This is a genomic window from Streptomyces sp. NPDC059524 (assembly GCF_042749255.1).
GTDB classification, from domain to species: Bacteria; Actinomycetota; Actinomycetes; order Streptomycetales; family Streptomycetaceae; genus Streptomyces; species Streptomyces xanthii.
This window is the reverse complement of sequence record NZ_JBHYTK010000004.1, coordinates 59,020-85,692: the sequence shown is the minus strand read 5'-3', so window position 1 is coordinate 85,692 and position 26,673 is coordinate 59,020. Positions and strand designations below refer to the sequence as shown.

The following is a 26,673-nucleotide window of genomic DNA, read 5'->3' as shown; positions in this document are numbered from 1 at the left end:
GGTGGGTTTTGGTTATTATGAGCCTCCCGATTTGGGAGTATAGGTGGCGCGCGCGGAGCCGCCGGCGCAGTAGGGGCGCTCACCGAGAGGGAGATCGGGGGTGTGCGCGTGCGCATCGGACTGCTGACCGAGGGTGGCTATCCGTATGTGAGCGGTGAGGCCAGACTCTGGTGCGACCGGCTTGTGCGCGGGCTCGAGCAGCACGAGTTCGACATCTACGCGCTCAGTCGCAGCCAGGCCCAGGAGGACGCGGGCTGGATCGAACTCCCTCCGCAGGTCAGCCGGGTGCGGACCGCGCCGCTGTGGACCGGCGCCGATGACGGCGCCCTCGGTCCCGCCATCGGCCGACGGGCGCGTCGCCGCTTCGCCACGCTCTACGGAGAGCTCGTGACGGCGATCGTGCGCTCCGGCGGCGCCGGTGTCTCCTCCGATCTTCTCGGGGGCTCCGGCGGTTCCAGTGGCTCCGGTGGCCTTGACGGTTCCGGTGGTTCTGTGGGGTCTGGCGGCTCTGATGTCGAGGCGGACCGTTTCGCCTGCGCGCTCTACGGGCTTGCTGAGCTGGCCCGGGACCACGGCGTGCTGGGTCCCGCGCTGCGCTCCGAGGCCGCTGTGCGCATCCTGGAGCGCGCCTGTCGTGCGCCCGGAGCGCAGCGCGCCGTCCGGGCCGCCCGCGTCCCCGACCTGCTCGCCTTCACCGGACACCTGGAGCGCGCGCTGCGGCCGCTCTCCCTCGACTGGTACGACGACGCCTCCGCCGCCGGCTCGGCCGGGGGCGGCGGGCTCGGTGCCGTCGACCTCTGTCACGCAACCTCGGGCGGCTCCGCCGCGCTGCCGGGCCTCGTCGCCAAGCGCTTCTTCGGCGTCCCGCTGCTCGTCACCGAGTACGGGGTCCAGCTCCGGGCCCGCTACATCGCCGCCGGAGACGCCGAACTCAGCGCTCCCGTACGCGCGTTGCTCGCCGCCTTCCACGGCCGGCTCGCCGCCGAGGTCTACCGCGAGGCCGCGCTCATCACGCCCGGCAACACCCACGCGCGACGCTGGCAGGAGCGCTGCGGCGCCGACCGCGCCAAGCTCCGCACCGTCCACCCCGGCATGGAGGCCTCGCGCTTCGCCGAGGTGGGCGAGCGGGAGGATCCGGGCGAGCCCGACACGCTCGTCTGGGTCGGCCGCATCGAACCGTCCAAGGACCTCATCTCCCTCCTGCACGCCTTCGCCGAGATCCGCAAGGAGGAGCCGAAGGCGCGGCTGCGGATCGTGGGGGCGGTGCCGGTGGGGGTGGGGGCTGGAGCTGGAGCTGGAGCTGGAGCTGGGGGTCCGGCCGGTGGTGGGTTCTTGGCCGGGGGTGTGGCCGGCGCCGGTGGTGCGGGGGGTGTGGGTGGCTTTGGCGGCCTGGGTGGCTTTGGCGGCCTGGGGGGTGCGACTGGTGCGGGTGGTTTCGGCGGCGCGGGTGGCGTAAGTGGCGTGAGTGGCATGGGTGTTGGCGTCGGTGGTGTGCGTGGGGCTGGTGGTGGCGGGGGTGCGGGGCGGGCCGAGGTGGGGTTCGCGGGTGCGGCGGAGATGGGGGCCGAGACCTATCTCGGGCACTGCAAGGCCCTCGCCGCGCAGCTCTTCCCCGACGAGGCCGAAGGGCTGCACGCCGTCGGCGAGAACCCCGTCTCCTTCGAGGAACTCGGCAGCCCCGAGGCCCCTGACCTCGCCGACGCCTACGGCGCGGGCAGTGTCGTCGTCCTGTCCAGCGTCGTCGAGGGCTTCCCGATCAGCCTGGTCGAGGCCATGTTCTGCGGGCGCGCCACCGTTTCCACCGACGTGGGCGCCGTCGTCGAGGTCATCGGTGGCACGGGGCTCGTCGTGCCACCGCGCAATCCCCGGGCGCTCGCCGAGGCCTGCGTCGCGCTGCTCCGCGACCCCGAGCGCCGCGAGCGGCTCGGCGCCGCGGCCCGTGCCCGCGCCCTGGAACTCTTCACCGTCGAACAGAACGTCGCGGCATTTCGCGGCATTTACCTGGAGATCGTGTCGCGCTGCCCCGTCCGCCGGGAGGCCCTGGACGACTCGGGCGAGCCCCTGCCCTTCGCCCACCCGCTGGAGGCCCACGTGCCCGGCCGGTGGACGGCCCCGGCCGCGCGCGCCGTCGGAGAGCCCTGGCTCGCGGAGCGTCCCGAAGCGACGGACGCGCCCGGCTGGGTCGAACCGGGCCCGGGCGCCCTGGCCGGGGGCGGAGAGCACGAGCAGTACGAACAGTTGGCCGGGGCCACCCCTGGCTGCGGGAAGGGTGAGGCATGAGCGGGCGCGAGGGCGTGGCCCCCACGGGCGGCGTCGGAACCGATGTGCCCGAGGCTCCGGTCGGGCCCGTCGCCTGGACGCCGACCGGCGAGCCGGAATCGGGCTCTGGCACCGGGGCGGATCGTTTGCCCAACCCGTCCGCCGATGCGGCGCCGGACACCGCCGAGGCGGCCGCCCCCGCGCCGGACACCTCCGAGCCGAGTGCCCCCGGACCGAACGACTCCGCGTCGGGGGTCTCCGAGCCGAGCGACTCCGTGTCGGGGGTCTCCGAGCCGAGCGGCCCCGCGTCGGGGGCCCCGGAGCCGAGCACCCCCGCGGCAAGCACCCCCGCGGCAAGCGCCTCCGCGCAAACCGCCCCCGAGCCCGAAGCCTCCCCGAAAGGAGCCCGAGCCGCGAGGGCCGGCGCCCAGGAGGAGGCCCGGGACGCCGCGCGCGGCGCCGGGGCCTCCGTGACCCGCACAGCCGAGCGGCCCGTCGAGCGTGCGCCCAACGCCCCCGAGCCCGATGTCTCCGGGGCCTCCGCGACTCGCACCGCCGAGCGGCCCGTCGAGCGTGCGCACACTGCCCCCGAGCCCGACGTCTCCGGGGCCTCCGTGACCCGCACAGCCGAGCGGCCCGTCGAGAGATCCGCCGAGCGAACCACCCCCAACTCCCGTACACCGCAACGTCGTTCCGGAGCCGACCCCGTCAAAGTGCTGATGCACCGGCACCGCGACCTGTGTGAGCGTGCCGTCGACCCGCTGGAGATCGCCGCCGGCCTGGAGGCCCGCGGGGTCACCGACCGGACCGCCGCCCGCTACCGCCACAAGGACGTGTTCTCCCTGGCCGAGGAGATGTACGCCCGCGTCCCCCGCACCGGCGACCCCGTCGAACCGCACCCCACGGCCCCGCCCGGCCGCACCGGCCCGCGCGGCACCTGGGCCGTACTCGCCCTGCTGCCCGGTGTCGTGGGCGCGCTGACCCTGTTCGCGGTGGAGAACACGAGCGGCGTCGCCCGGCTCACCCTGGGCTGCGCCGGGGTCCTGGTCGTCGGCGCGGCGCTGCGGGCGGCACTGCGCCGTGGCCCGCTCCGCGCCGGGGACGGACCGCCCGCCCCGTCGACCGGCCTGTGGGTCTGGTGGCTGCTCACCTACGCCACACTCGGCGACGGCCTTCTCTCCGAGGCCCTCGCCGGCGGCCCCGACGAAGCCTGGTCCCCGGCGACCGCGCCCCTGCTCGCCCTCGCGGTGAGCGTCGCGCCCGGCACCTTGTGCGCCTACCTGTTCATGGCCGGTGCCCGGCGGCGGCTCGCCACCAGCCGGGGGCTCGCCGAATTCGCCGCCTCCGCCCGCCCGTTGCTCCTCGGCTGCGTCCTCCTGTTCGCTGTGATCCTGGCGGCACTCCTCGCCGGTGCCGGCGCCGTGCTCGACCAGGACATCGACTACGCGGGCACGACCTCCCTCGGCGTCCTGCTCCTCCTTTCCCGACTGCTCGCCGCGCACGGCCGTACGCACGCCCCCGCCGTCGTGCTCGGCGCCGCCGCGGCCGTCGAGGCTCTGGCCGTCTCCATGGTCTTCGCGGCCCGGCTGCCCGGCTGCGAGTTCGCCGGCGCGCCCGTGGAGACGCTCGTCGACACGGCCGGCACCGGCGTCGTACCGGCCATCGCCTGCACCGTCGCCGCCCTCGCGCTCCTCGCCCACGCGGGCCGAACCCTGACCCAGGCCTCCGCCCACGCCGGCCCCGACGCCACGGCGGGCGCCGCCCCATGACCACGGACCGGCCCTGCCGAGCACGCGACCTCCTCGCACCTCCCGCTCACCGCATGACCGGAACCTCCCTCCGCCCGCGGGGCCGACACCGCGGGCCCACCCGACGAACCACGGCAACACCCATAAGGAGAACGCCAGATGACCACCCCTCCTCCCGGAGGCACCGGATACGCCGGATACTCCGGACCTCACGGTCGGCGCGCACCCCACCAGCCGAGCGCCCGGCGCGCGGCGTGCGGAGCGCACGACGGAGCACGGACTCCGGGAGGCGACCGATGAGGGTTCTGCTGATCGGGGCCAACGGGTACCTGGGGCGCTTCGTCGCCGACCGTCTCCTGGCCGACCCCGCCGTGCAGCTCACCGCGCTCGGCCGGGGCGACGACGCCGACGTCCGCTTCGACCTCGCCACCGGCAGCCCCGGCGCGCTCACCCGCTTCCTGGACGCCGTCCATCCCGGGGTCGTCATCAACTGCGCCGGCGCCACCCGCGGCGGAGCCCGCGAACTGACCCGGCACAACACCGTCGCCGTCGCCACCGTCTGCGAAGCCCTGCGCCGCAGCGGCTGCGGAGCCCGCCTCGTACAGATCGGCTGCGGCGCGGAGTACGGGCCCTCGCAGCCCGGCTCGTCCACCGCCGAGGACGCGGTGCCCCGGCCCGGCGGCCCGTACGGCGTCAGCAAGCTCGCCGCGACCGAACTCGTCCTGGGCTCCGGCCTCGACGCCGTCGTCCTGCGCGTCTTCTCCCCGGCCGGCCCGGGCACCCCCGCCGGGTCCCCGCTGGGCAGGCTCGCGGAGGCCATGCGCCGCGCGATGCAGGCGGGCGACGGGGAGCTGAAGCTCGGCGGCCTCGGCGTCCAGCGCGACTTCATCGACGTCCGCGACGTGGCCCGAGCCGTGCACGCCGCCTCGCTGTCCGCCGCACAAGGCGTGATCAACATCGGCTCCGGCCGCGCCGTGCGCCTGCGGGACGCCGCCGCCGTGCTCGCGCGCGTCGCCGGTTTCGGTGGCGCGCTGCACGAGCTCGACGGCCCGCCGTCCGCACTGCGGCCGGCCGTCGGCCACCCGCGCGGCGAGTCCGAGCACGGGATGCACAGCCCGCCCGCCGCGTACCCGTACCCCGACGGCTGCGGCAGCTGGCAGCAGGCCGACGTGCGCACGGCGCGCGACCGGCTCGGCTGGCGTCCCCGCATCAACCTCGAAGAATCCCTCGCCGACATCTGGATGGAGGCGGCATGCCGTATCTGACTCCGACCGCGACCGGCCTGTCGAGCACCGATGTACGTCTCGGCTTCGGCATCCCCGGGTTCGCCCACCCCCTGGTCGCCCCCGCCGAGTGGGCCGAACTGACCCGGCCCTCGACCCCGCTGCACTGGGTCGTCCTCAACGTGGCGCACGGCCCCGGGACCCGCCCCGACCCGCACTGCCTGGAAGCGGTGGGCCGGCTGCGGAACGCGGGCGTACGTGTTCTCGGTCACCTCGACCTGACCTACGGAGCCCGCTCCTTCGGCGAACTGGTCTCCGACGCCCACCGCTACCTCGACTGGTACCGGGTGGACGGCTTCCATCTGGACCGCTGTCCCACGGAGCGGGCAGCACTGCCCGAGGTCCGGCGGACCGTCACGACCCTGCGCGCCCTGATCGACGACGCGTACATCGTGCTCGGCCACGGCACCCACCCCTATCCCGGATACGCCGAGAACGCCGACCAGCTGGTCACCTTCTCCGGTGCCTGGAGCGACTACCGCTGGTCGCAGGTGGCGGAATGGACGGCGGAGTACCCGCCGGAGCGCTTCTGCCACTTCGTGCACGGCATGCCGCGCGGCCATCTCGACGAGGCGCTGCGCATCGCGCGCTGGCAGGGCGCGGGCACCATCTACTTCACCGACCGCACGGAACGGGGCGGCGCGAGCACGGCCTGGGAGTCGATGCCCGGGTACTGGGACGAAATTGTCTCGCGGATCGGACCGGGTGTCTCGGAATGAAGGAGGGCGTGGCAGTGTTACTGACGGAACAACCGTACGTAGATACCGACCAACGGAGTCCCCGTGTCGCTGCCACCCCTGGTCGAGCCAGCTGCTGAGCTCACCGTAGACGAGGTCCGCAGGTACTCCCGCCACCTGATCATCCCGGATGTCGGGATGGACGGGCAGAAGCGGCTCAAGAACGCCAAGGTGCTCGCCGTGGGCGCCGGCGGCCTCGGATCGCCGGCCCTGATGTACCTGGCCGCGGCCGGCGTGGGCACGCTCGGCATCGTCGAGTTCGACGAGGTCGACGAGTCGAACCTGCAGCGCCAGATCATCCACAGCCAGGCCGACATCGGCCGGTCCAAGGCGGAGTCCGCGAAGGACTCGGTCCTCGGCATCAACCCGTACGTGAACGTGGTCCTGCACGAAGAGCGGCTCGAGGCCGACAACGTGATGGACATCTTCAGCCAGTACGACCTGATCGTCGACGGCACGGACAACTTCGCGACGCGCTACCTCGTCAACGACGCGTGTGTGCTGCTCAACAAGCCCTACGTGTGGGGTTCCATCTACCGCTTCGACGGCCAGGCCTCGGTCTTCTGGTCCGAGCACGGGCCGTGCTACCGCTGCCTGTACCCGGAGCCCCCGCCGCCGGGCATGGTCCCCTCCTGCGCCGAGGGCGGCGTCCTGGGTGTGCTCTGCGCGTCCATCGGCTCCATCCAGGTCAACGAGGCCATCAAGCTTCTCGCCGGCATCGGTGAGCCGCTCGTCGGCCGCCTGATGATCTACGACGCCCTGGAGATGCAGTACCGCCAGGTCAAGGTCCGCAAGGATCCCAACTGCGCGGTCTGCGGCGAGAACCCGACCGTCACCGAGCTCATCGACTACGAGGCCTTCTGCGGCGTCGTGTCCGAGGAGGCCCAGGAGGCGGCCGCCGGCGCCACGATCACTCCCAAGCAGCTCAAGGAGTGGATCGACGACGACGAGAACATCGAGATCATCGACGTCCGCGAGCCGAACGAGTACGAGATCGTCTCGATCCCGGGCGCCAAGCTGATCCCCAAGAACGAGTTCCTCATGGGCACCGCTCTGGAGAGCCTCCCGCAGGACAAGAAGATCGTCTTGCATTGCAAGACGGGTGTCCGCAGTGCGGAAGTTCTCGCCGTGCTGAAGTCCGCGGGCTTCGCGGACGCCGTGCACGTGGGTGGCGGCGTGATCGGCTGGGTCAACCAGATCGAGCCGGAGAAGCCGATCTACTGACCGGTCCATCGGCCGTTCCGTCAGTCGTTTCGTCTGCCGGTCCATCGGCTGGTTCACCGATCGGGACACCGATCGACACGGACGGGCCTCGCGCATCGAGCGCGGGGCCCGTTTCGCATGTCCGTATTCGACACCCCCGTCGCCGCACCGCCACCGCCATCGCCCCGGCCATCGTCTCCGCACGCATGTGTCGTCTCCCCCGACCCGTCCTGACCTGCGCCGGCCGCTCCCGATCGCGAACCGACGACGTCAGATTAGGAGTCCCGCCCGACCTCCGCTCCGGCCTGTGGATAACTCCATGATCACGAGCAGACCGTTCCCTCTTTCGGGACCGTCCCCTCGAGCAGATACCGGTTCACGGCCCCGGACACGCACTTGTTCCCGCTGTCGTACGCCCCGTGCCCCTGCCCCTTGTACGTCAGCTCGACCCCGACGCCCGAGCCCAGCGCCTGCGCCATCTTGCGGGCCCCCTCGTACGGCGTGGCCGGGTCGCCGGTGTTGCCCACGACGAGGATCGGGGCGGAGCCGGCGGCGCTCACGTCGGGGTGGTCGGCCGCTCCGCCGACCGCCCAGTCGGTGCAGCCGAGCATGCCCCAGGCGAGGTAGTCGCCGAACAGCGGGGACGCGGCGCGGAACTCGGGCAGTTTCTCCTCGACGTCCTGCGGCGTGTACCGGGGTTTGTCGTCGGCGCAGTTGATCGCGACGTTCGCGGCCTGGATGTTGCTGTACTGCCCGTCCTCGTTGCGCCCGTTCATCGAGTCGGACAGCATCATCAGCACCTTGCCGTCACCGTCGTACGCCTGCTGCAGGCCCTCCGTGAGGTACTCCCAGAAGTCCTTCGAGTAGAGGGACTGGGCGATCCCGTTCGTGGCCGCGGTCTGCGTCAGGTCGCGCGGGAAGATCCCGGGGATCGGCTTCTCGTCGAGGTCCCGCAGCAGCTTCGCGATCTTGTCCTTGACGTCCTGGGGCGTGTCGCCGACCGGGCAGTCCTCGACCTGGGACGTGCAGTCCTTCGCGTAGTTGTCGAGAGCGAGCTGGAAGCCCTTGGCCTGGCCGAGCGAGCCCTGCTCCGGGTCCTCGGTGGGGTCGACGACGCCGTCGAACACGGCCCGGCCCACCTTCTTCGGGAACAAGTGCGCGTAGACGCCGCCCAGTTCGGTGCCGTAGGAGATGCCGAAGTAGTGCAGCTTGTCGTCGCCCAGGACCTGGCGCATGAGGTCCATGTCGCGGGCCGCGTCGGTGGTGCGGACGTGGGGGAGGACCTTGCCGGAGTGCTTCTCGCAGTTGCCGTTGAACGCCGAGACGTTGTCGACGAGCTTCTGGCGCTCCGCCTCGTCGTCGGGCGTGGAGTCCTGCTGGAAGTACTTGTCGAGCTGCTCGGCGTCCTCGCACTCGACGCCGGCACTGCGCCCCACCCCGCGCGGGTCGAAACTGACCAGGTCGTAGCGGGTTCGCAGCTTCGCGTAGTCGGTGCCGAAGGCGGGCAGCGTGGTGACGCCCGAGCCGCCGGGGCCGCCGAAGTTGAAGATCAGCGAGCCGATGCGCTTGTCCTCTGCGCCGCTCGCCTCGGCGCGGATCAGCGCGATGTCGATCGTGTCGCCCTTGGGGTCGTCCCAGTCGAGCGGCGCCTTCATCGTGGCGCACTGCCACTCGGTTCCGCCGGGCAGCGGGGACGGCGGCTCGCCGCCCCCCTCGGACTCCGAAGGGGCGGGGCAGTCCTTCCAGCTCAACGTCTGGGACGGGAGATCCACGTCGTCCTTGGAGTCGCCGCCGCACGCCGCGAGCGACGTGGACAGCAGCGCGGCGGAGACGGCCAGGGCAGCGGCGCGGGGGCGGGACGGAATGGGCATGCGTCCATCCTGCGGCGGCCGGGTGCCGGGCGCTCGGGCTGCGGTCTGTGCGGGTGAGGAACCGCGGCCCGGGACCCGGTTCTCCTACAAGGCGCCCTTGCGGGTGAGGTGGTTGAAGAACAGCCAGCCGGGCAGCACCGGCAGCCACAGGGTCAGGAGCCGGTACAGGAGCACCGCTGGGGCCGCGACCTCCTTGGGCAGACCGACCGCGATCAGACCGACGGTCAGCGTCGCCTCGACGGCACCCACACCACCTGGTGTCGGGGCGGCCGAACCGAGTGCGTTGCCCGCGAGGAACACGACCGCGACGCTCGCCAGGCTCAGGCTCGTCGTCTCGTCCCCGAAGGCGCGGATCGACGCGTCGAGGCACATCACGAAGCAGGCGGTCAGCAGCAGCATTCCGCCGATGCCCGTGAGCAGCTTGCGGGGCCGCTGCAGGACGTCGAGCATGCGCGGCACCACACCGGCGAAGAGCGAGCGCACGCGCGTGACGACGAACTTCCGCAGGAACGGGATCGACGTCACCACAAGGACGAGCACGGCGACCGTCAGCAGACCCGCGATGACCGTCCGGGACGGCGACAGGGAAGGCGTCTTCTCCGTACCGGTCAGATAGCCGAAGGTCAGCAGCAGCATGATGTGGCTGCCCATGCCGAACAGCTGGGAGGCGCCCACACTGGCGACCGCGAGTCCGGGGCGGACCCCCGAGCGCTGCAGGAAGCGCGTGTTGAGCGCGACGCCGCCGACCGCGGCCGGGGCCACGATCTTGACGAAGGAGCCGGCCACCTGGGCGGCGACGGTCCGCATGAAGGGGACGCGTTCCGGCACGAAGCCCAGAAGGCTCATCGCGGCCGCCACGTAGCTGAGCGCGGAGAACACCACGGCGAGCCCGACCCAGCCCCACTCCGCCTCGCCGACGATCGACGCGAAGTCGATGTGGGTGAGCTGGGAGAGCAGGAAGTACGCGCCGATCGCGCCGGCGATGAAGCTGATCAGGGTGCGCGGCTTGATGCGCTCCAGGCGGGCCGGTTCGACGGGCGCCTGGGGGCGGATCCGCAGCACCTGGTGGCGGATCTGGGTGAGCAGGTCCTCCTCGCGGGCCTCGTCGAGCGCCTCGTCGATCGCCCGCTTCTGGGCCTGCCGCTCGGCCTTCTCGTTCTTCTTCTCGTTCTTTTTCTCGGCCCGTACGGACTGCTGCGCCTCGCCGTTCTCGGCCGCGGCGGCCTGCCGGGCCTCCCTGGCGCGGTCGGCGGCCTCCAGGACGGCCTCACGCTCGCGCTGAGCCCGTTCCCGCCCGAGGCGGCGCAGCGTCGCCCTGGTGGAGCGGGTGAGCGCGATCGGCTGCAGCAGCGGCAGACAGTCCGCCACCGTGTCGGGGCCGAGGATGCCGACCGCGGACGCGACGGCCCGCTCGGCGCCCACGCGCAGTCCGAGCGTCGTGACCATCTGCGCGACGTCCATGCGCAGCACCAGATCGCTCGCCGCGATCTCACCGCCGCGCAGGTCGGTGAGGATCACCGTGCCGGAACGATCCACCAGAATCGCGTCGCCCGCGAGCCTGCGGTGCGCGATCCGCCGCGACTGCAGCGCCTGCACCTGGTGCCAGGTCTCGCGCAGCAGCTCGTCCGTGATCTCCTCGTCCGGCATCGCGTCCAGGGACCGGCCGCCGATGTGCTCGTAGACGAGCATCACGGCGTCGGGGCCCAGCTCGGACGTCGCGATCAGCTTCGGGGCGTTCGCCCCGGCCGAGATCGCCGCGTAGGCGAGCAGCGCCTCCTGCTCCAGCGCCTGGCGCAGCGACTGGAGGCTGCGGCGCTGGGTGATGCCGCGCAGCGTCAGCCGGCGCCACACCCGGTAGAAGAAACCCTGGGCCTGCTGCTCCCGGTCCACCACGGTGACGTCCAGCGGCGGACCGTCCTCCAGGGTGACGAAATAGCGCCGACCGCGATCGCCGTTCTCCGTGGCCCCCTCGTGCGCCTCCTCGCGGGACGCGCTCACGGGGTGGAAGCCGACGTGCCGCAGGCCGGCCAGCAGCGTCTGCCCCGTAGGGCGCACGTTGGGGGAGCCGACCGCGTACAGCGTTCCGTAGGCGACGGTCCAGCCGATGAGGATCGTCAGGATGATCGAGAACGGTGTGGTGTAGCCGGTGACGAGCATCGCGAAGGCGTCGAGCAGCAGCACCACCCACAGGACGACACGCCATCGTGGTCGCCGGGACATGCCGACGGCCGTCATATAGGCGATGACGGGCGCCAGATAGCCGTGCACCGGGTCCGTGAGCGCATGGATGTCGCCCGGCGACACCTTGGTGAGCGCGTCCTGGATGGACTCGGGCGCTGCCTTGGCGACCCACAGGTCGGTGGCCAGCGTCACGCCGTGGGCGAGCACGGCGGCCAGCACGCCGTCCGCGATGCGCAGCCCGTCCCGCTTGATGAGCCGCTCGATCGCGAACGCGACCGGCACGAGCAGGATCGCGATGCTCGACGCGAGCCCCGCGAACTTGGTCAGCAGGTCGGGGGCCTGCCCCGTGCCCTTGTTGATGTCCTGGGCGAAGCCCGTCGTCGTGGCGTGGGCGAACGCCGCGATGCCGAGCAGGACGACGATCGCGAGCAGCCCCACCAGGAGCCGCATGAGGTCCGAAGGGCGGTGCACGCGCGCGGGGAGCAGCGGTTCGTCGCCGTCCACCTGGTCGGCTCCGGGATCGTGGAGCGGCTCTTCGTGCTTGTCGTCCGCGGCCTGCCCGGCCGGGTCCTCAGGGCGCGCCGGTGTCACAGAGGAGCCCTCCGCCTTCTCGGGGTGCACGCTCTGCTCCGTCGTCTCTTCTTGATCTCGTATCACCAGTCACCGCCCGCACGATGGTGGCATGCCCCGTCGTCGTCGGGGGGTATCAGGGTGCTTTCGACAACTACGGAGTCGTCGGCAAGCGCCTTCTCGTACGACTCTCCAGGCGGCCTTTCGTACGTCCCTCCATGTTGTCGGTGCCGTGCGGCAGGATGGGCCGGATGAGCGAGGAGAGCGATGCGGCAGGTGAGCTTCCCGAGTACGCCGAGCGCGTCCTCGAGGTCGCCGAGCTGATCCCGCCCGGGCGGGTCATGACCTACGGGGACGTCGCCGAATGGCTGGAGGAGGGCGGGCCGCGCCAGGTGGGGCGCGTGATGTCCCTCTACGGGGGCGCCGTCCCCTGGTGGCGTGTCGTGCGCGCCGACGGGCACCTGCTCCCGGGCCACGAACTGCGCGCGCTGGGTCACTACAGGGACGAGGGCACACCCCTGCGGGAGGCCTCCAGAGCCGCCGAAGGGCACCTGCCGCGCCTCGACATGAAGCGCGCGCGATGGGACGGCGAGACCCGTGCGGAAGCTCACAGGTGACCGCTTCGGCCGACCCGCGCGCGGGCGAGCCGGCGGTGGCCCGTACGGGGGAAAAGGGGCGTCCGGGGCACTTCGCGGCGTCGGCGCCCGTTCGTGAGACGCGACACACGGCCGGCGCGGCCGGTCGTGGGAGACGGCACGGGTCCGCCCGTGAGACGCGGCACACCTGCTCCGGAAACGACACGGGAGGCGCGCCGGAAGTCCGGCTTCCGCCACACTCGACGGCGTAGCGTCGACGGCACCGTCGATGGCAGTCACCTCCTTCACCCCCCGGCCGCCGCCCTGCGCGCACGGCCCTTCGACCACCTGCACACCCACCAGGACCAGCGATCCACGTGAGTTCCTCCTCGTCCCCCCGGCACCTGTCGCACCACCAGGTTCGACAGGGGATGCCCGGCGCGTACCGGCTGGTGCGCACGCCGCGGGCCCCGGTGGACCCCCCTCGTCTGGACGCACGCCAGCGTGCGGTGGTTGACCATGCCCACGGCCCGCTTCTCGTCCTCGCCGGGCCGGGCACGGGCAAGACGACGACCCTCGTGGAGGCCGTCTCCGCCCGCATCGAGCAGGGCACCGCGCCGGGACGCATCCTCGTCCTCACGTTCAGCCGGAAGGCGGCCGTGGAGCTGCGCGACCGCATGGCGCTACGCATCGGCGCCGCACGCGCACCGCAGGCGACGACGTTCCACTCCTTCTGTTACGCGCTGATCCGCGCCCACCAGGACACGGACCTCTTCGCCGAGCCGCTGCGACTCCTGTCCGGCCCCGAGCAGGACGTCACCGTACGAGAGCTCCTCGCGGGCCAGATCGACCTGGAGCGGGCCGGGCTCGCCCATGTGCGCTGGCCCGACGAACTGCGCGCCTGCCTCACCACGCGCGGGTTCGCCGACGAGGTCCGCGCGGTCCTGGCCCGCAGCCGCGAGCTCGGCCTCGGACCGGCCGCCCTGGACGCCTTCGCACACCGGATCGGCCGCCCTGACTGGCGCGCGGCCGCCACCTTCCTCGCCGAGTACCTGGACGTCCTCGACATGCAGGGCGTGCTCGACTACGCCGAACTGGTCCACCGCGCCGTGCTCCTCGCCCGCCGCCAGGACGTCGCCGCGCAGCTGGCCACCCAGTACGACGCCGTGTTCGTCGACGAGTACCAGGACACCGACCCCGCCCAGGTGCGGCTGCTGCACGCGCTCGCGGGGCAGGGACGCACCCTGGTCGCGTTCGGCGACCCGGACCAGTCGATCTACGCGTTCCGCGGCGCCGACGTGAACGGCATCCTCGACTTCCCGCACGCCTTCCCCCGAGCCGACGGCACGCCCGCGCGCGTGGAAGTGCTCACCACGTCACGGCGTTCGGGCGCGCGTCTCCTGGAGGCGACGCGGCGCCTCACCCAGCGGATGCCGCTGACCCGGCTGCCCGCCGACAAGGTCCGCGCCCACCGCGAACTGACGCCGGTCCGCGACGGCGGCACGACCGAGGTCTACACGTACCCGACCTCCGGCACCGAGCTCGACAACATCGCCGACATCCTGCGCCGCGCACACCTGGAGGACGGCGTCGCCTGGAGCGACATGGCCGTCCTGGTGCGCGCGGGCGCCCGCAGCATCCCGGCGATCCGGCGCGCCCTGACGGCGGCCGGCGTCCCGCTCGACATCGACGGCGACGACCTGCCGCTGCGCCACGAACCGGCCGTCATGCCGCTCCTGACGGCCCTCAAGGCGGTCGCGCGGGGGCCGGTGGAGGAGGAGGCGGACGGCGGCGGCCCTGTGGACGGCGCGCTGACAGAGGACGCCGGTACGGATGGCGCCCCTGTGGACGGTGACCTGACCGACGGCGCTCGCGCGGACGAGGACCTGACGGGCGGCGCTTGCGCGGACGGTGACCTGATGGATGGCGCCCGCGCGGACGGCGACCCGACAGACGGCACTCCCGCGGACCGAGACCAGGCGGGCGAAGAGCGCGCGGACGGCCTCCCCGCAGACGGCTCCGGTGACGAGCCCCGGCCTTGGCTGGACACCGAGACGGCGCTGACGCTGCTCGCGTCCCCGCTGGCCGGCATGGACGCCGCCGACCTGCGCCGCCTGGGCCGCGCCCTGCGCGAGGACGAGCGGTCCGCGGGCAATGCGGTGCCGCCGCCCTCCGACGAGCTGCTCGCCCGCGCGCTCGCCGAGCCGGAGCGGCTCGCCCTGCACGACCCGGCCTACGCGCGCGGAGCGCAGCGCCTCGGCGAGCTCCTCGCGCGCGCCCGCGCCGGGCTCGCCGCCGGCGGCACCGCCGAAGAGGCCCTCTGGGAGCTGTGGAACGGCACGCCGTGGCCGCAGCGCCTCGAACGGGCCGCCCGGCGCGGCGGCGCGGCGGGCCGCAACGCGGACCGGGACCTCGACGCTGTGTGCGCCCTGTTCGCCGTCGCCTCCCGCGCGGAGGAGCGCACCGGCGGCCGCGGCGCCCGCAACTTCCTGGAGGAGATCGAGGCCCAGGACATCGCCGCCGACACCCTCGCGGGCCGCGCCGTGCGTCCCGACGCCGTGCGGCTGATGACGGCGCACCGCTCCAAGGGCCTCGAATGGCGCCTCGTCGTCGTGGCCGGCGTCCAGGAGGGCCTCTGGCCCGACCTGCGCCGCCGGGGCTCCCTCCTGGAGGCCGACCGCATCGGACGCGACGGGCTCGCCGAACCGCTCACCCCCGGCGCCCTCCTCGCCGAGGAGCGACGCCTCTTCTACGTGGCCGCCACGCGCGCGAAGGAGCGCCTCGTCGTCACCGCGGTGAAGGCGCCCGCGGACGACGGCGACCAGCCCTCCCGGTTCCTGACCGAGCTCGGCGTGGAGCCCAAGGACGTCACGGGCCGCCCCCGCCGCCCGCTGTCCGTGGTCGCCCTCGTCGCCGAGCTGCGCGCCACGACCGTCGACCCGCGCGTGTCGGACGGACTGCGCGAGGCCGCCGCCCGCCGGCTCGCCCGCCTCGCCGCCCTCAGCGACGACGACGGCCGCCCCCTCGTGCCCTCGGCCCACCCGTACCGCTGGTGGGGCCTGTACGAGCCGACCGAGAGCAAGGTCCCGCTGCGCGATCGCGACAAGCCCGTCGTGCTGTCCGGGAGCGCCCTGGACCAGCTCGCCAACACGTGCGCCCTGCAGTGGTTCCTGGGCCGTGAGGTCAAGGCCGACGCCCCCGCCACGGCCGCCCAGGGCTTCGGCAACGTCGTGCACGTCCTGGCCGACGAGGTCGCCTCCGGACGCACCCCGGCCGATCTCGCCGTCCTCATGGAGCGCCTCGACTCCGTCTGGGACGCCCTCGCGTTCGACGCGCCCTGGAAGTCGGAGCAGGAGAAGCAGAACGCGCGCGTGGCGCTCGAGCGCTTCCTCCAGTGGCACGTCACCGACCGCGGCGGCCGCACCCCGGTCGCCAGCGAGCACGACTTCGACGTGACGCTCGAAGCGGGCTCCTACGAAGTACGCATCCGCGGCTCCATGGACCGCGTGGAGGAGGACGCCGACGGGCGCGCCTACGTGGTCGACTTCAAGACGGGGAAGGCCGCCCCCAGCGCCGCCGAGGTCGCCCGCCACCCCCAGCTCGCCGTGTACCAGCTGGCCGTCCGCGAGGGCGCCGTCGACGAGGCCTTCGACGGGGTACGCCCCCGGCCGGGAGGGGCCGAACTGGTGCAGCTGCGCCAGGGCGCGGCGAAGAAGGACGGCGGCGAGACGCGCCCCAAGGTGCAGGCGCAGGAGCCGCTGGAAGGGGAGTGGGTCGGCGACCTCCTCGCCACCGCCGCCGGCAAGGTCCTCGACGAGCGCTTCGCCCCCACCACCGGACAGCACTGCACGCACTGCTCGTTCCGCGCCTCGTGCAGCGCGCGCCCCGAGGGCCGCCACGTCGTCGAGTGACGTGCGCCTCGGCCGTGCCCCGACGGCCCGGGGCTGTCAGTGGGGCCCGTTAGCCTCGATGAGGTGACCACACGCCTCACCGATCCCGAGCAGCTCAAGGAGCTGCTCGGCATCCCTTTCACCCCGGAGCAGACGGCCTGCATCACGGCGCCGCCGGCCCCGCAGGTGATCGTGGCCGGAGCTGGTTCCGGCAAGACGACGGTGATGGCGGCGCGCGTGGTCTGGCTGGTCGGCACCGGGCAGGTCGCGCCCGAGCAGGTCCTCGGCCTCACGTTCACGAACAAGGCGGCGGGCGAGCTCGCCGAGCGCGTCCGCAAGGCACTGATCAAGGCGGGCGTCACCGACCCGGACGTCATCGACCCGGACAACCCTCCGGGCGAGCCCGTGATCTCCACCTACCACGCGTTCGCCGGCCGCCTCCTGACCGATCACGGCCTGCGCATCGGGCTGGAGCCGACCACACGGCTGCTCGCCGACGCCACCCGCTTCCAGCTCGCCGCGCGCGTGCTGCGCGAGGCGCCGGGCCCGTACCCCGCCCTCACCCGCTCCTTCGCCGACCTCGTCAGCGATCTGCTCGCCCTGGACGGAGAGCTGGCCGAGCACCTCGTCACCCCCGAGCGGCTGCGCGCCCACGACCGGGAGCTCGTGCGCTCCCTGGAAGACGTCAAGCTGAGCAACGGGGACCTGCGCAAGGTCCCCGAGGCCGCCGCCGCCCGCCTGGAACTGGCCGAGCTCGTCGGCCACTACAGGGCGGCCAAGCGCGCCCGCGACGTCCTCGACTTCGGCGACCAGATCGCCCTGTCCGCGACCCTGGCCGGCACCCGCCCCGAGGTCGGCGAGATCCTGCGCGACGAGTTCCGCGTCGTGCTCCTGGACGAGTACCAGGACACCTCGGTCGCCCAGCGGCTCCTGCTCGCCGGCCTGTTCGGCGGCGGCACCGGCCACGCCGTCACCGCCGTCGGCGATCCATGCCAGGCCATCTACGGCTGGCGCGGCGCCTCGGTCGCCAACCTCGACGACTTCCCGCAGCACTTCGCGTACGCCGACGGCAGCCCCGCCACCCGCTTCGCCCTGAGCGAGAACCGCCGCAGCGGCGGCCGCCTCCTCGACCTGGCGAACGGACTGGCCGAGCCGCTGCGCGCCATGCACGCGGGCGTGGAGGCCCTGCGCCCGGCACCCGACGCCGAGGGCGCGGGCGCCGTGCGCTGCGCCCTGCTGCGCACGCACCAGGAGGAGATCGACTGGATCGCCGACTCCGTCGACCGGCTCGTGCGCGCCGACAAGGAGCCGGGCGACATCGCCGTCCTGTGCCGTACCGCGTCCGACTTCGCCGAGATCCAGGGCGCGCTCGTCGCCCGCGACATTCCCGTCGAGGTCGTCGGCCTCTCCGGCCTCCTCCACCTGCCCGAGGTCGCCGACCTCGTCGCCGTCTGCGAGGTCCTCCAGGACCCGGGGGCGAACGCGTCGCTGGTCCGCCTGCTGACCGGCCCCCGCTGGCGGATCGGCCCCCGCGACCTCGCCCTCCTGGGCCGCCGGGCCCGCCTCCTGGTCTCCCATTCGCGCGCAGGCGCCGAGGACGACCCGGACCGTCGCCTCGCCGAGGCCGTCGAGGGGGTCGACCCCTCCGAGGTGATATCGCTGGCGGACGCGCTCGACACGTTCCTGGAGACCTCCGCGGAGGCCGACGGGGACGACGACGGGCTGCCGTTCTCCGCCGACGCGCGCGTGCGCTTCGCCCGCCTCGCCGCTGAACTGCGCGACCTGCGCCGCTCGCTGTCCGACCCGCTCATGGACGTCCTGCACCGCGTCCTGGCCGTCACCGGACTGGAGGTCGAACTCTCCGCGTCCCCGCACGCCCTGGCGGCCCGCCGCCGCGAGACGCTGTCGAACTTCCTGGACGTCGCTGCCTCTTTCGCCGCCGACGACGGCTCCGCGACCCTGCTCGCCTTCCTCGGCTTCCTGCGCACCGCCGCCCAGTACGAGAAGGGCCTCGACAACGCGCTGCCGGGCGGCGAGAACACGGTGAAGGTCCTCACCGCCCACAAGTCGAAGGGCCTCGAATGGGACGTGGTCGTCGTCCCAGGCCTCGTCAACGGCACCTTCCCCAGCGGCCAGGGCCGCGAGAAGTGGACCGCCCAGGGCCGCGTCCTGCCCCATGCGCTGCGCGGCGACGCCGCCACGCTGCCCGACATCGAGACGTGGGACGCCAAGGGCATGAAGGCCTTCCACGCCGACATGAAGGACCACCAGCACACCGAGGAACTGCGCCTCGGATACGTCACGTTCACCCGCCCCCGCTCGCTGCTCCTCGGCTCCGGGCACTGGTGGGGCCCCTCCCAGAAGCGCAAGCGCGGCCCCTCCGACTTCCTCCACGCCCTGTACGACCACTGCGCCGCCGGGTACGGCGAGATCGAGGCCTGGGCGGACGAGCCGGCCGACGACGAGGAGAACCCGGCCCTCCAGGAGGCGGCGAGCGAGCACGCCTGGCCGCTGCCGCTGGACGACGCGTCCCTGGCCCGCCGCCGGGCCGCGGCCGACACGGTCCTCGCCCATCTGGAGCGCGCCACGGCCTCACAGGGCGCGCACTCCGCCGGCGAGGAGGAGCCGCCCTTCGAGGACCCCGACTGGCCGCCCCCGCCCGCCGACGACGAGCTCGACGACGCCCTGCCGCCCTACGAGGACGAGGCGTTCCCGTTCGGTGACGACGCCGACGACACCGACGACGCGTTCGACTGGGACAGCCTGATCGCCGAACGGCCCGCGCTCCCGCACCCCACGCCCCACCCGGACCCGGACCCGGCCACGCCCACGCGCGTGCCCGCCCGGCACGCCCCCGTGGTGCCGCACCCCGCCGCCGCCCCGGAGCCCGAGCTCACCCCGGAGGAGGCCCGCACGATCGCCTCCTGGGACCGCGACCTCGACGCCCTCACCGGCGAGCTGCTGCGCGCCCGCGCCGGCGTGCGCGAGGTACCCGTGCCGCACTCCCTCACCGCGTCCCAGCTGATGCGCATGGCGGCCGACCCGGACGCCTTCGCCCAGGAGCTGGCCCGCCCGATGCCGCACCCGCCCCAGCCGGCCGCGCGCCGGGGCACCCGCTTCCACGCCTGGATCGAGTCCCGCTTCGAAGCACTGCGGCTGCCCATGATCGAGCCGGAGGAGCTGCCCGGCAGCGACGCCGAGATCGCCGACGAGCGCGACCTGGAGACGCTCAAGGACGCCTTCGAGCGCACCCCGTACGCGCACCGCACGCCCTACCGGGTCGAGCTGCCCTTCCAGCTGGCCGTCGCGGGCCGCGTCGTCCGGGGCCGCATCGACGCCGTCTACAAGACGGGCGACGGCGAGACGGCCACGTACGAGATCGTCGACTGGAAGACCGGCCACCGGCAGAACGGGGACCCGCTGCAGCTCGCCGTCTACCGGCTCGCGTGGGCCGAGCAGCAGGGCGTGCCCCTGGAGGCGGTCGACGCCGCCTTCCTATATGTGCGCAGCGGGGAGACCGTACGGCCGCGGCGGCTGCCCGGCCGGGCCGAGCTGGAGCGGCTCCTCACCCAGGAACCGCAGGCCGTCGAGGAGCCGCCCGACGAGCGCACTCGGGTGGGGGATTAGGCTCGTGGCCATGAGCAAGCCCGTTGACAGCGCCGTCAGCACAGTCCGTGCGTACATCCAGGACCACCGCGAGGCCTTCCTCGACGACCTCGCCGCCTGGCTGCGGATCCCCTCCGTGTCCGCCCAGCCCGACCACGCACCGGACGTCCGGCGCAGCGCCGACTGGCTCGCCGGGCAGCTCGCGCGGACGGGCTTCCCGACCACCGAGGTCTGGGAGACGGCCGGCGCCCCGGCCGTCTTCGCCGAGTGGCCCTCGGGCGATCCGCAGGCCCCCACGATCCTCGTCTACGGCCACCACGACGTGCAGCCCGCCGCCCGCGAGGACGGCTGGGACACCGAGCCGTTCGAGCCGGTGGTCATCGGCAACAGGCTCCACGCGCGCGGAGCGGCCGACGACAAGGGGCAGGTGTTCTTCCACACACTGGGACTGCGCGCCCACCTGCACGCCACCGGCCGCACGGCCCCCGCGGTCAACCTGAAGCTGCTGATCGAGGGCGAGGAGGAGTCGGGCTCGCCGCACTTTCGCGCGCTCGTGGAGGCGCAGCGCGAGCGCCTGGCCGCCGACGCCGTGATCGTCTCCGACACCGGCATGTGGTCCGAGGACACCCCGACCGTGTGCACCGGCATGCGTGGCCTCGCCGACTGCGAGATCGAGCTGTACGGACCCGACCAGGACATCCACTCCGGATCCTTCGGCGGAGCCGTGCCGAACCCGGCGGCGGCCGCAGCCCGCCTCGTCGCCGCCCTGCACGACGAGGACGCGCGCGTGGCGGTCCCCGGCTTCTACGACGGGATCGTCGAGCTCACCGACCGCGAGCGGGAGCTCTTCGCGGAGCTGCCCTTCGACGAGGAGCGGTGGCTGCGCACGGCCAAGTCCCGCGCCACGCACGGCGAGGCCGGACACACCACCCTGGAACGCATCTGGGCCCGCCCGACCGCGGAGGTCAACGGGATCGGCGGCGGCTACCAGGGCCCCGGCGGCAAGACGATCGTGCCGGCCTCGGCCATGCTGAAGCTCTCGTTCCGGCTGGTCGCCGGGCAGGACCCGGACCTGGTGGAGAAGGCCGTCGCGGCCTGGGTCGCCGAGCAGGTGCCCGCCGGGATCCGCCACGAGATCACCTTCGGCGCGGCCACCCGGCCGTGCCTCACCCCGCTCGACCACCCGGCCCTCCAGTCCGTCGTCCGGGCCATGGGCCAGGCCTTCGAACAGAAGATCCGCTTCACGCGCGAGGGCGGTTCGGGACCCGCCGCCGACCTGCAGGACGTCCTCGAAGCCCCGGTGCTCTTCCTGGGCATCTCCGTCCCCTCCGACGGCTGGCACGCGCCCAACGAGAAGGTCGAACTCGACCTCCTGATGAAGGGCGTCGAAACAACCGCCTACCTGTGGGGCGATCTCGCGGAGAACTGGGCAGATGCATCCTGAACCGCGTCCCGAACGGGACACCCCGCGCCCGCCCCGTCGTACGTCCTGCTGAACCGCCCGCGAACCACCCATTCCACCGGGGGAGTTGGAAGCACCCGTGACCACCTGGACCGACCGCACCGCCGATCTCGCCGCAGGCCGGCCGCTCTCGCTCGCCGCGCCGAGCGGCATCGACCGCGCGGCGCACCACCGCCTCGACGAGGCATGGCTCGCCGCCGCGTGGAGCCACCCCAGCACCCGGGTCTTCGTGGTCTCCGGTGGTCAGGCGCTCATCGACGAGACGCCGGACGGCGCGACCGAACTGGTCATGACGCCGTCCTTCGAAGCCCCTCTCACCGAGGCCCACCGCTACTTCCTGGGCACCGACGAGGACGGCGTGAGCTACTTCGCGCTGCAGAAGGACACCCTTCCGGGGCGCATGGACCAGTCCGCGCGCCCCGCCGGACTGCGCGAGGCCGGCATGCTCCTCTCGCCCCGGGACGCCGGCCTCATGGTGCACGCCGTCGCCCTGGAGAACTGGCAGCGACTGCACCGCTTCTGCTCCCGCTGCGGCGAACGCACCGTCATCGCCGCCGCGGGCCACATCCGCCGCTGCCCGGCCTGTGGGGCCGAGCACTACCCGCGCACCGACCCGGCCGTGATCATGGCGGTCACGGACGAGCAGGACCGCGTGCTGCTCGGCCGTCAGGTGCATTGGCCCGAGGGCCGCTTCTCCACGCTCGCGGGCTTCGTCGAGCCCGGCGAGTCCATCGAGCAGGCGGTGCGCCGCGAGGTCTTCGAGGAGGCCGGCGTCCTGGTCGGCGAGGTCGAGTACGTCGCCAGCCAGCCCTGGCCGTTCCCGTCCAGCCTGATGCTCGGCTTCATGGCGCACGCCACGTCGACGGAGATCGACGTGGACGGTGACGAGATTCACGAGGCGCGCTGGTTCTCCCGCGACGACCTGCGGGCCGCGTTCGAGTCCGGGGAGGTCATGCCTCCCTACGGGATCTCGATCGCGGCCCGCCTCATCGAGCTCTGGTACGGCAAGCCCCTGCCGAAGCCCAGCGACGCACTCTGAGTGCTCAGGGTCCGAGGCGTGATCCACGCCTCGGACCCGGTGTCGGACGCCCCGGTCTCAGGCGCCGACCTTCTGCTTGACCTGCGCCAGCGAAGGGTTGGTCAGCGTCGAACCGTCGGCGAAGAGGACGGTGGGCACCGTCTGGTTCCCTCCGTTCGCCTTCTCGACGAAGGCCGCGGACTCCGGGTCCTGCTCGATGTTGATCTCGGTGTACCCGATGCCCTCGCGGTCCAGCTGCTTCTTCAGTCGCTGGCAGTAGCCGCACCAGGTGGTGCTGTACATCGTCACAGTGCCCGGCTGCATGTGTCCTGTGCTCCTTCGTGGCGGGGAGTGCGTGTTCGCTATGGGTCGAACGTACGCGAGGCGGCGACCATTCCCGCCCGCCGGTCGCACCGCCGGGCGCATCAGTACGACAAGCGGTGCCTGCCTGTGGACAACGCGACGCACCCGCCCCCGCCGACCTGGCAGCATGGCGGGGTGACAGCAGCAACGCACTCCACCCTGTTCCCGCAGGTCCCGGAATCGGCCGACGCGGTGCTCGAGGGCCTCGACCCCGAGCAGCGCGCCGTGGCGACCGCCCTGCACGGTCCGGTGTGCGTGCTCGCGGGCGCCGGCACGGGCAAGACGCGCGCGATCACCCATCGCATCGCCTACGGCGTCCGCGCCGGGATCCTCCAGCCCAACACCGTGCTCGCCGTCACGTTCACCAACCGGGCCGCGGGTGAGATGCGCGGCCGGCTGCGCCAGCTCGGCGCCGGGGGAGTGCAGGCCCGCACCTTCCACTCCGCCGCCCTGCGCCAGCTCCAGTTCTTCTGGCCCAAGGCCGTCGGCGGCGACCTGCCCCGGATCGTCGACCGCAAGATCCAGCTCGTCGCCGACGCCGCCACGGCCGGCCGGATCCGCCTGGACCGCGGCGAGCTGCGCGACGTCGCCGCCGAGATCGAGTGGGCCAAGGTCACCCAGACCGTCCCCGCCGACTACGCGGCCGCGGCCCACAAGGCCGGCCGCGAGAGCCCCCGCCATCCGGCCGAGATCGCCCAGATCTACGGCGACTACGAAACCCTGAAGCGGGACCGCTCGGTCATCGACTTCGAGGACGTGCTGCTGCTCACCGTCGGCATCCTCCAGGACCGCCACGACATCGCCGACCAGGTCCGCGCCCAGTACCAGCACTTCGTCGTCGACGAGTACCAGGACGTCAGCCCCCTCCAGCAGCGTCTGCTCGACCTGTGGCTCGGCGACCGGGACAACGTGTGCGTGGTCGGTGACGCCAGCCAGACGATCTACTCCTTCACCGGCGCCACCCCCGACCACCTGCTCAACTTCCGCACCCGCCACCCCGGCGCCACCGTCGTCAAGCTGGTGCGCGACTACCGCTCCTCCCCCCAGGTCGTCCACCTGGCCAACGGGGTCCTGGAGCGGGCGTCCGGCCGCGCCGCCGAGCACCGCCTCCAGCTGATCTCGCAGCGCGACGCCGGGCCCGAGCCGGTCTACACCGAGTACGTCGACGAGCCCGCCGAGGCCGAGGGCGCGGCCCACCGCATCCGCGAGCTCATCGCCTCCGGGGTGTCCGCCGGCGAGATCGCGATCCTGTTCAGGACCAACGGCCAGTCCGAGATCTACGAGCAGGCCCTGGCCGACGCCGGTGTGCCCTACCAGCTGCGCGGCGCCGAGCGGTTCTTCGAGCGCGCCGAGGTGCGCAAGGCGGGCCACGCCCTGCGCGCGGCAGCCCGCTTCGGGGGCAACGACTCGGGGCTCGACGCGGCCGTCGACCTGCCCTCGCAGGTCAGAGCCGTCCTCTCCGGCGAGGGCTGGACCAGCGAGCCGCCCGCCGGCTCCGGGGCCGTCCGCGACCGCTGGGAGTCCCTCGCCGCGCTGGCCCGCCTCGCCGAGGACTTCGCGCAGGCCCACGAGGGAGCCGGCCTCGCCGACTTCGTGGCCGAGCTCGACGAGCGGGCGAACGCCCAGCACGCCCCCACCGTGGAAGGCGTCACCCTCGCCTCGCTGCACGCCGCGAAGGGCCTCGAGTGGGACGCCGTGTTCCTGGTCGGGGTCGCCGAGGGCATGATGCCGATCACCTACGCCAAGACCGACGAGCAGATCGAGGAGGAGCGGCGCCTGCTCTACGTCGGCGTCACCCGCGCCCGCCACCACCTGAGCCTGTCGTGGGCCCTCTCGCGCTCGCCCGGCGGCCGGCCCACCCGCAGGGCCAGCCGCTTCCTCGACGGCCTGCGTCCCGGCTCCAGCGGTTCCGGGCGCCGCGGCGCGGGCGGCGGCCCGGGCGGCGTCGAGCTCGGGACGAGAACGCGGGCGGGAGCCCGCGAGCCGCTCGCCGCCGCCCGCCGCAGAGCCGACCGGAAGGTGGCCCGCTGCCGGATGTGCGGCCGCACCCTGGACGCGGCCGAGATGAAGCTGATGCGCTGCGAGGACTGCCCGTCGGACATGGACGAGGGGCTCCACGACCGGCTCGTGCAGTGGCGGGCCCGCACCGCGGAGGGCCTCGGACAGCCCGCGTTCTGCGTCTTCACCGACAAGACCCTCATCGCGATCGCCGAGGCCGCGCCCGAGGACGAGGGCGAGCTGGCCCGGATCCCCGGGGTCGGCCTGCGGAAGTTCCGGGCCTACGGATCCGACGTCCTCGCCATCTGCGCAGGTCGGATCGTGGAGGACGAGCTTGGAGGAGCCGACGAGGAGGACTGATTCAAACTCGTCGAAAAAATAGTTTGCGCATGCCCCAGCAATCCCCATAGGTTCTAAAGCACGAAAGCAGCGGCCTTCTCGAAGGCCCTGGTTCCGTGCTGTACTTGAAAGCCGTCGGACCGGTTCGCACCGGTCCCCGAGACGCCGAGAGGAGGCGATTCCAGTGATCAGCATCACCACCAGCTCCATCAGCACCGTCAAAATGACCGATCGCTCGGTCGTCGCTTCCTGCCTGCTCGGCTTCTCGAACCTGGGCACCGGTCTGTCTGGCGTCAGCGCCATGCGTCCGGAGTCCGGCCTGTCCCTCGCGGGTCTTCCCATTCGCGAGGGCAATGAGCGACCGACCAAGGCACCGGAAGCGGTAGCGACGGCACAGGCTCAGGCCTATGCCTTTGCGGCGGCCGGTGCCGGATTCCGGAAGCAGACGACGCACCACCACACGATGTGGGCCTTCCGTGGGCTCGAACCCTGGAGTGATCCAGTCTGATCGACGATCAGACCGGCGCCTTCAGGGCCGCGGAACCCCATCCGGGATCCGCGGCCCTTCTGTTTTCCCGGAAGATCCAGAGACCTTCCGGGGACCCAGCACGAAGGGGCCTCGGGACAAGAAAAGAACCCGGTACCACCGCCACCCGGCCCACCGGCCGGAACGACCAGACGAGGAAGAAAACACCGTGCAACTCGAAGCGCACGCCCCGTCCGTACCGCCTTCAGACACTCTTTCCCCGCCCGGCCTCACGGAGGACCTCACCTTGAACCCCCTCACCGCGCTCACCGCGCTCGACGACGCCATCGAGAACCTCGGCGTACCCGTCCCCTGCCGTGCCTACGACCCGGAGGTCTTCTTCGCCGAGTCCCCGGCGGACGTCGAGTACGCCAAGTCGCTCTGCCGCACCTGCCCGCTGGTCGAGGCCTGCCTCGCCGGCGCCAAGGAGCGTCGTGAGCCGTGGGGCGTCTGGGGTGGCGAGCTGTTCGTCCAGGGTGTCGTCGTGGCCCGCAAGCGGCCGCGTGGACGTCCGCGCAAGAACCCGGTCGCGGCATGAACGCCCGAGGAACGATCGACCGCCCCCTGACGCACGACCCCAAGAAGCAGGCCCCGATGAAGCCGTCCACGAGCGAGCCCGCCGGCTCCGCGATCCCAGACTTCACCACGCCCGGTGCGACCGACTCGCGCCAGAACAGGACCCGACAGATGCAACTCATTCCAGAAGCCATGGCGCGTGCGCATATGCACGAGCGCCTGAGCGAGGCGGAGGCGGAGCGCCAGGCCATGCGCCTGGTGATCGCCCGCCGCATGCAGCGGCGCGCCGAGCGCGCGTCGCGGCGTGCCCGCCGCGCGCTCGCGATGGCCGTCATGCAGTGACGATCGCCGTCAGGCGGTGACCGCGACGGCTGCGCAGTGACAGCTCACGCGGCACCACCGTGCCGACGACAGCCGCCGCGGTGAGCGGCGGTACCGGGGGGGGGGGGGGGCCGCGCGCGGCGCCCCCCGGCGGGCGGCGGCCGCGCCAGAACCACCGCCGCAGAGTCTGGCCGCGGGGCGCCGCTG

General features: G+C 73.0%; 17 protein-coding genes. 14 read left to right on the top strand and 3 right to left on the bottom strand.

Going from position 1 to position 26,673, the window contains the following annotated elements; translation table 11 throughout:
- Positions 1-108: 108 nt before the first annotated feature.
- The 5 genes from ACFW9D_RS01865 to moeZ all read left to right on the top strand — a co-directional run bounded on the left by ACFW9D_RS01865 (position 109) and on the right by moeZ (position 7,251).
- Positions 109-2,280, top strand: coding sequence for a DUF3492 domain-containing protein (locus tag ACFW9D_RS01865; RefSeq protein ID WP_384616740.1), 2,172 nt, complete (start codon positions 109-111; stop codon positions 2,278-2,280).
- Between the two features lie 449 nt (positions 2,281-2,729).
- A complete protein-coding gene (locus ACFW9D_RS01860; RefSeq protein WP_384616702.1) occupies positions 2,730-4,028 on the top strand; it encodes a hypothetical protein in 1,299 nt (432 codons plus the stop codon).
- Between the two features lie 275 nt (positions 4,029-4,303).
- Complete coding sequence (locus ACFW9D_RS01855; RefSeq protein WP_384616700.1) at positions 4,304-5,272, top strand: NAD-dependent epimerase/dehydratase family protein; 969 nt, start codon at positions 4,304-4,306, stop codon at positions 5,270-5,272.
- Entirely contained in the window at positions 5,260-6,009 is a 750-nt protein-coding gene (locus ACFW9D_RS01850; RefSeq protein ID WP_188336995.1) for a spherulation-specific family 4 protein, read from the top strand. The genes ACFW9D_RS01855 and ACFW9D_RS01850 overlap by 13 nt, the downstream gene beginning before the upstream one ends.
- 63 nt (positions 6,010-6,072) lie before the next feature.
- Positions 6,073-7,251, top strand: coding sequence for an adenylyltransferase/sulfurtransferase MoeZ (gene moeZ / locus ACFW9D_RS01845; protein WP_188336994.1), 1,179 nt, complete (start codon positions 6,073-6,075; stop codon positions 7,249-7,251).
- A 302-nt stretch (positions 7,252-7,553) separates the two neighbouring features.
- On the opposite strand, the gene ACFW9D_RS01840 is transcribed toward moeZ, so the two are convergent.
- Both ACFW9D_RS01840 and ACFW9D_RS01835 read right to left on the bottom strand, forming a co-directional pair.
- Positions 7,554-9,101 carry an alpha/beta hydrolase gene (locus ACFW9D_RS01840; RefSeq protein WP_384616699.1) on the bottom strand — a complete coding sequence of 516 codons (1,548 nt, stop codon included), beginning with the start codon at positions 9,099-9,101 and terminating at the stop codon, positions 7,554-7,556.
- A gap of 84 nt (positions 9,102-9,185) precedes the next feature.
- Positions 9,186-11,903, bottom strand: coding sequence for a lysylphosphatidylglycerol synthase domain-containing protein (locus tag ACFW9D_RS01835; RefSeq protein ID WP_384616698.1), 2,718 nt, complete (start codon positions 11,901-11,903; stop codon positions 9,186-9,188).
- 200 nt (positions 11,904-12,103) lie between these two features.
- Here ACFW9D_RS01835 and ACFW9D_RS01830 point away from each other — a divergent pair, with 200 nt between their 5' ends.
- From ACFW9D_RS01830 to nudC, 5 genes are all read left to right on the top strand, one after another.
- Complete coding sequence (locus tag ACFW9D_RS01830; protein ID WP_384616697.1) at positions 12,104-12,469, top strand: MGMT family protein; 366 nt, start codon at positions 12,104-12,106, stop codon at positions 12,467-12,469.
- 389 nt (positions 12,470-12,858) lie between these two features.
- Positions 12,859-16,338: an ATP-dependent helicase gene (locus tag ACFW9D_RS01825; protein WP_384616696.1), complete on the top strand. Its 3,480-nt coding sequence runs from the start codon at positions 12,859-12,861 to the stop codon at positions 16,336-16,338.
- Between the two features lie 63 nt (positions 16,339-16,401).
- Complete coding sequence (locus ACFW9D_RS01820) at positions 16,402-19,944, top strand: ATP-dependent DNA helicase (protein ID WP_384616694.1); 3,543 nt, start codon at positions 16,402-16,404, stop codon at positions 19,942-19,944.
- Positions 19,945-19,954: 10 nt separating this feature from the next.
- The gene (locus ACFW9D_RS01815; RefSeq protein WP_384616693.1) at positions 19,955-21,367 is read left to right on the top strand and encodes a dipeptidase; all 1,413 of its coding nucleotides are present in this window, start codon (positions 19,955-19,957) and stop codon (positions 21,365-21,367) included.
- 97 nt (positions 21,368-21,464) lie between these two features.
- On the top strand, positions 21,465-22,424 hold the full coding sequence (gene nudC / locus ACFW9D_RS01810) for an NAD(+) diphosphatase (RefSeq protein WP_188336987.1): 960 nt from the start codon (positions 21,465-21,467) through the stop codon (positions 22,422-22,424).
- A gap of 57 nt (positions 22,425-22,481) precedes the next feature.
- Here nudC and ACFW9D_RS01805 read toward each other — a convergent pair whose 3' ends face one another.
- On the bottom strand, positions 22,482-22,727 hold the full coding sequence (locus tag ACFW9D_RS01805; protein WP_188336986.1) for a mycoredoxin: 246 nt from the start codon (positions 22,725-22,727) through the stop codon (positions 22,482-22,484).
- 174 nt (positions 22,728-22,901) lie between these two features.
- On the opposite strand from ACFW9D_RS01805, the gene ACFW9D_RS01800 reads away from it, so the two are divergent.
- The 4 genes from ACFW9D_RS01800 (at position 22,902) to ACFW9D_RS01785 (ending at position 26,487) form a co-directional block, all read left to right on the top strand.
- Positions 22,902-25,124, top strand: a complete 2,223-nt coding sequence (locus ACFW9D_RS01800; protein WP_384616691.1) for an ATP-dependent DNA helicase UvrD2 — start codon at positions 22,902-22,904, stop codon at positions 25,122-25,124.
- A 163-nt stretch (positions 25,125-25,287) separates the two neighbouring features.
- The gene (locus ACFW9D_RS01795; RefSeq protein WP_188336984.1) at positions 25,288-25,611 is read left to right on the top strand and encodes a hypothetical protein; all 324 of its coding nucleotides are present in this window, start codon (positions 25,288-25,290) and stop codon (positions 25,609-25,611) included.
- A 187-nt stretch (positions 25,612-25,798) separates the two neighbouring features.
- Complete coding sequence (locus ACFW9D_RS01790; RefSeq protein WP_188336983.1) at positions 25,799-26,167, top strand: WhiB family transcriptional regulator; 369 nt, start codon at positions 25,799-25,801, stop codon at positions 26,165-26,167.
- Positions 26,164-26,487 (top strand): hypothetical protein, encoded by a 324-nt coding sequence (locus tag ACFW9D_RS01785; protein ID WP_384616689.1) that lies wholly within the window; start codon positions 26,164-26,166, stop codon positions 26,485-26,487. Before ACFW9D_RS01790 ends, ACFW9D_RS01785 begins: the two co-directional genes overlap by 4 nt.
- Positions 26,488-26,673 lie beyond the last annotated feature (186 nt).

Excerpts from the sequence above, each read along its gene's own strand:
- ACFW9D_RS01855 (WP_384616700.1), top strand. The coding sequence starts at position 4,304 with ATGAGGGTTCTGCTGATCGGGGCCAACGGGTACCTGGGGCGCTTCGTC.
- ACFW9D_RS01850 (WP_188336995.1), top strand. The coding sequence starts at position 5,260 with ATGCCGTATCTGACTCCGACCGCGACCGGCCTGTCGAGCACCGATGTA.
- ACFW9D_RS01840 (WP_384616699.1), bottom strand. The coding sequence starts at position 9,101 with ATGCCCATTCCGTCCCGCCCCCGCGCCGCTGCCCTGGCCGTCTCCGCC.
- ACFW9D_RS01830 (WP_384616697.1), top strand. The coding sequence starts at position 12,104 with ATGAGCGAGGAGAGCGATGCGGCAGGTGAGCTTCCCGAGTACGCCGAG.
- ACFW9D_RS01825 (WP_384616696.1), top strand. The coding sequence starts at position 12,859 with ATGCCCGGCGCGTACCGGCTGGTGCGCACGCCGCGGGCCCCGGTGGAC.
- ACFW9D_RS01815 (WP_384616693.1), top strand. The coding sequence starts at position 19,955 with ATGAGCAAGCCCGTTGACAGCGCCGTCAGCACAGTCCGTGCGTACATC.
- ACFW9D_RS01805 (WP_188336986.1), bottom strand. The coding sequence starts at position 22,727 with ATGCAGCCGGGCACTGTGACGATGTACAGCACCACCTGGTGCGGCTAC.
- ACFW9D_RS01785 (WP_384616689.1), top strand. The coding sequence starts at position 26,164 with ATGAACGCCCGAGGAACGATCGACCGCCCCCTGACGCACGACCCCAAG.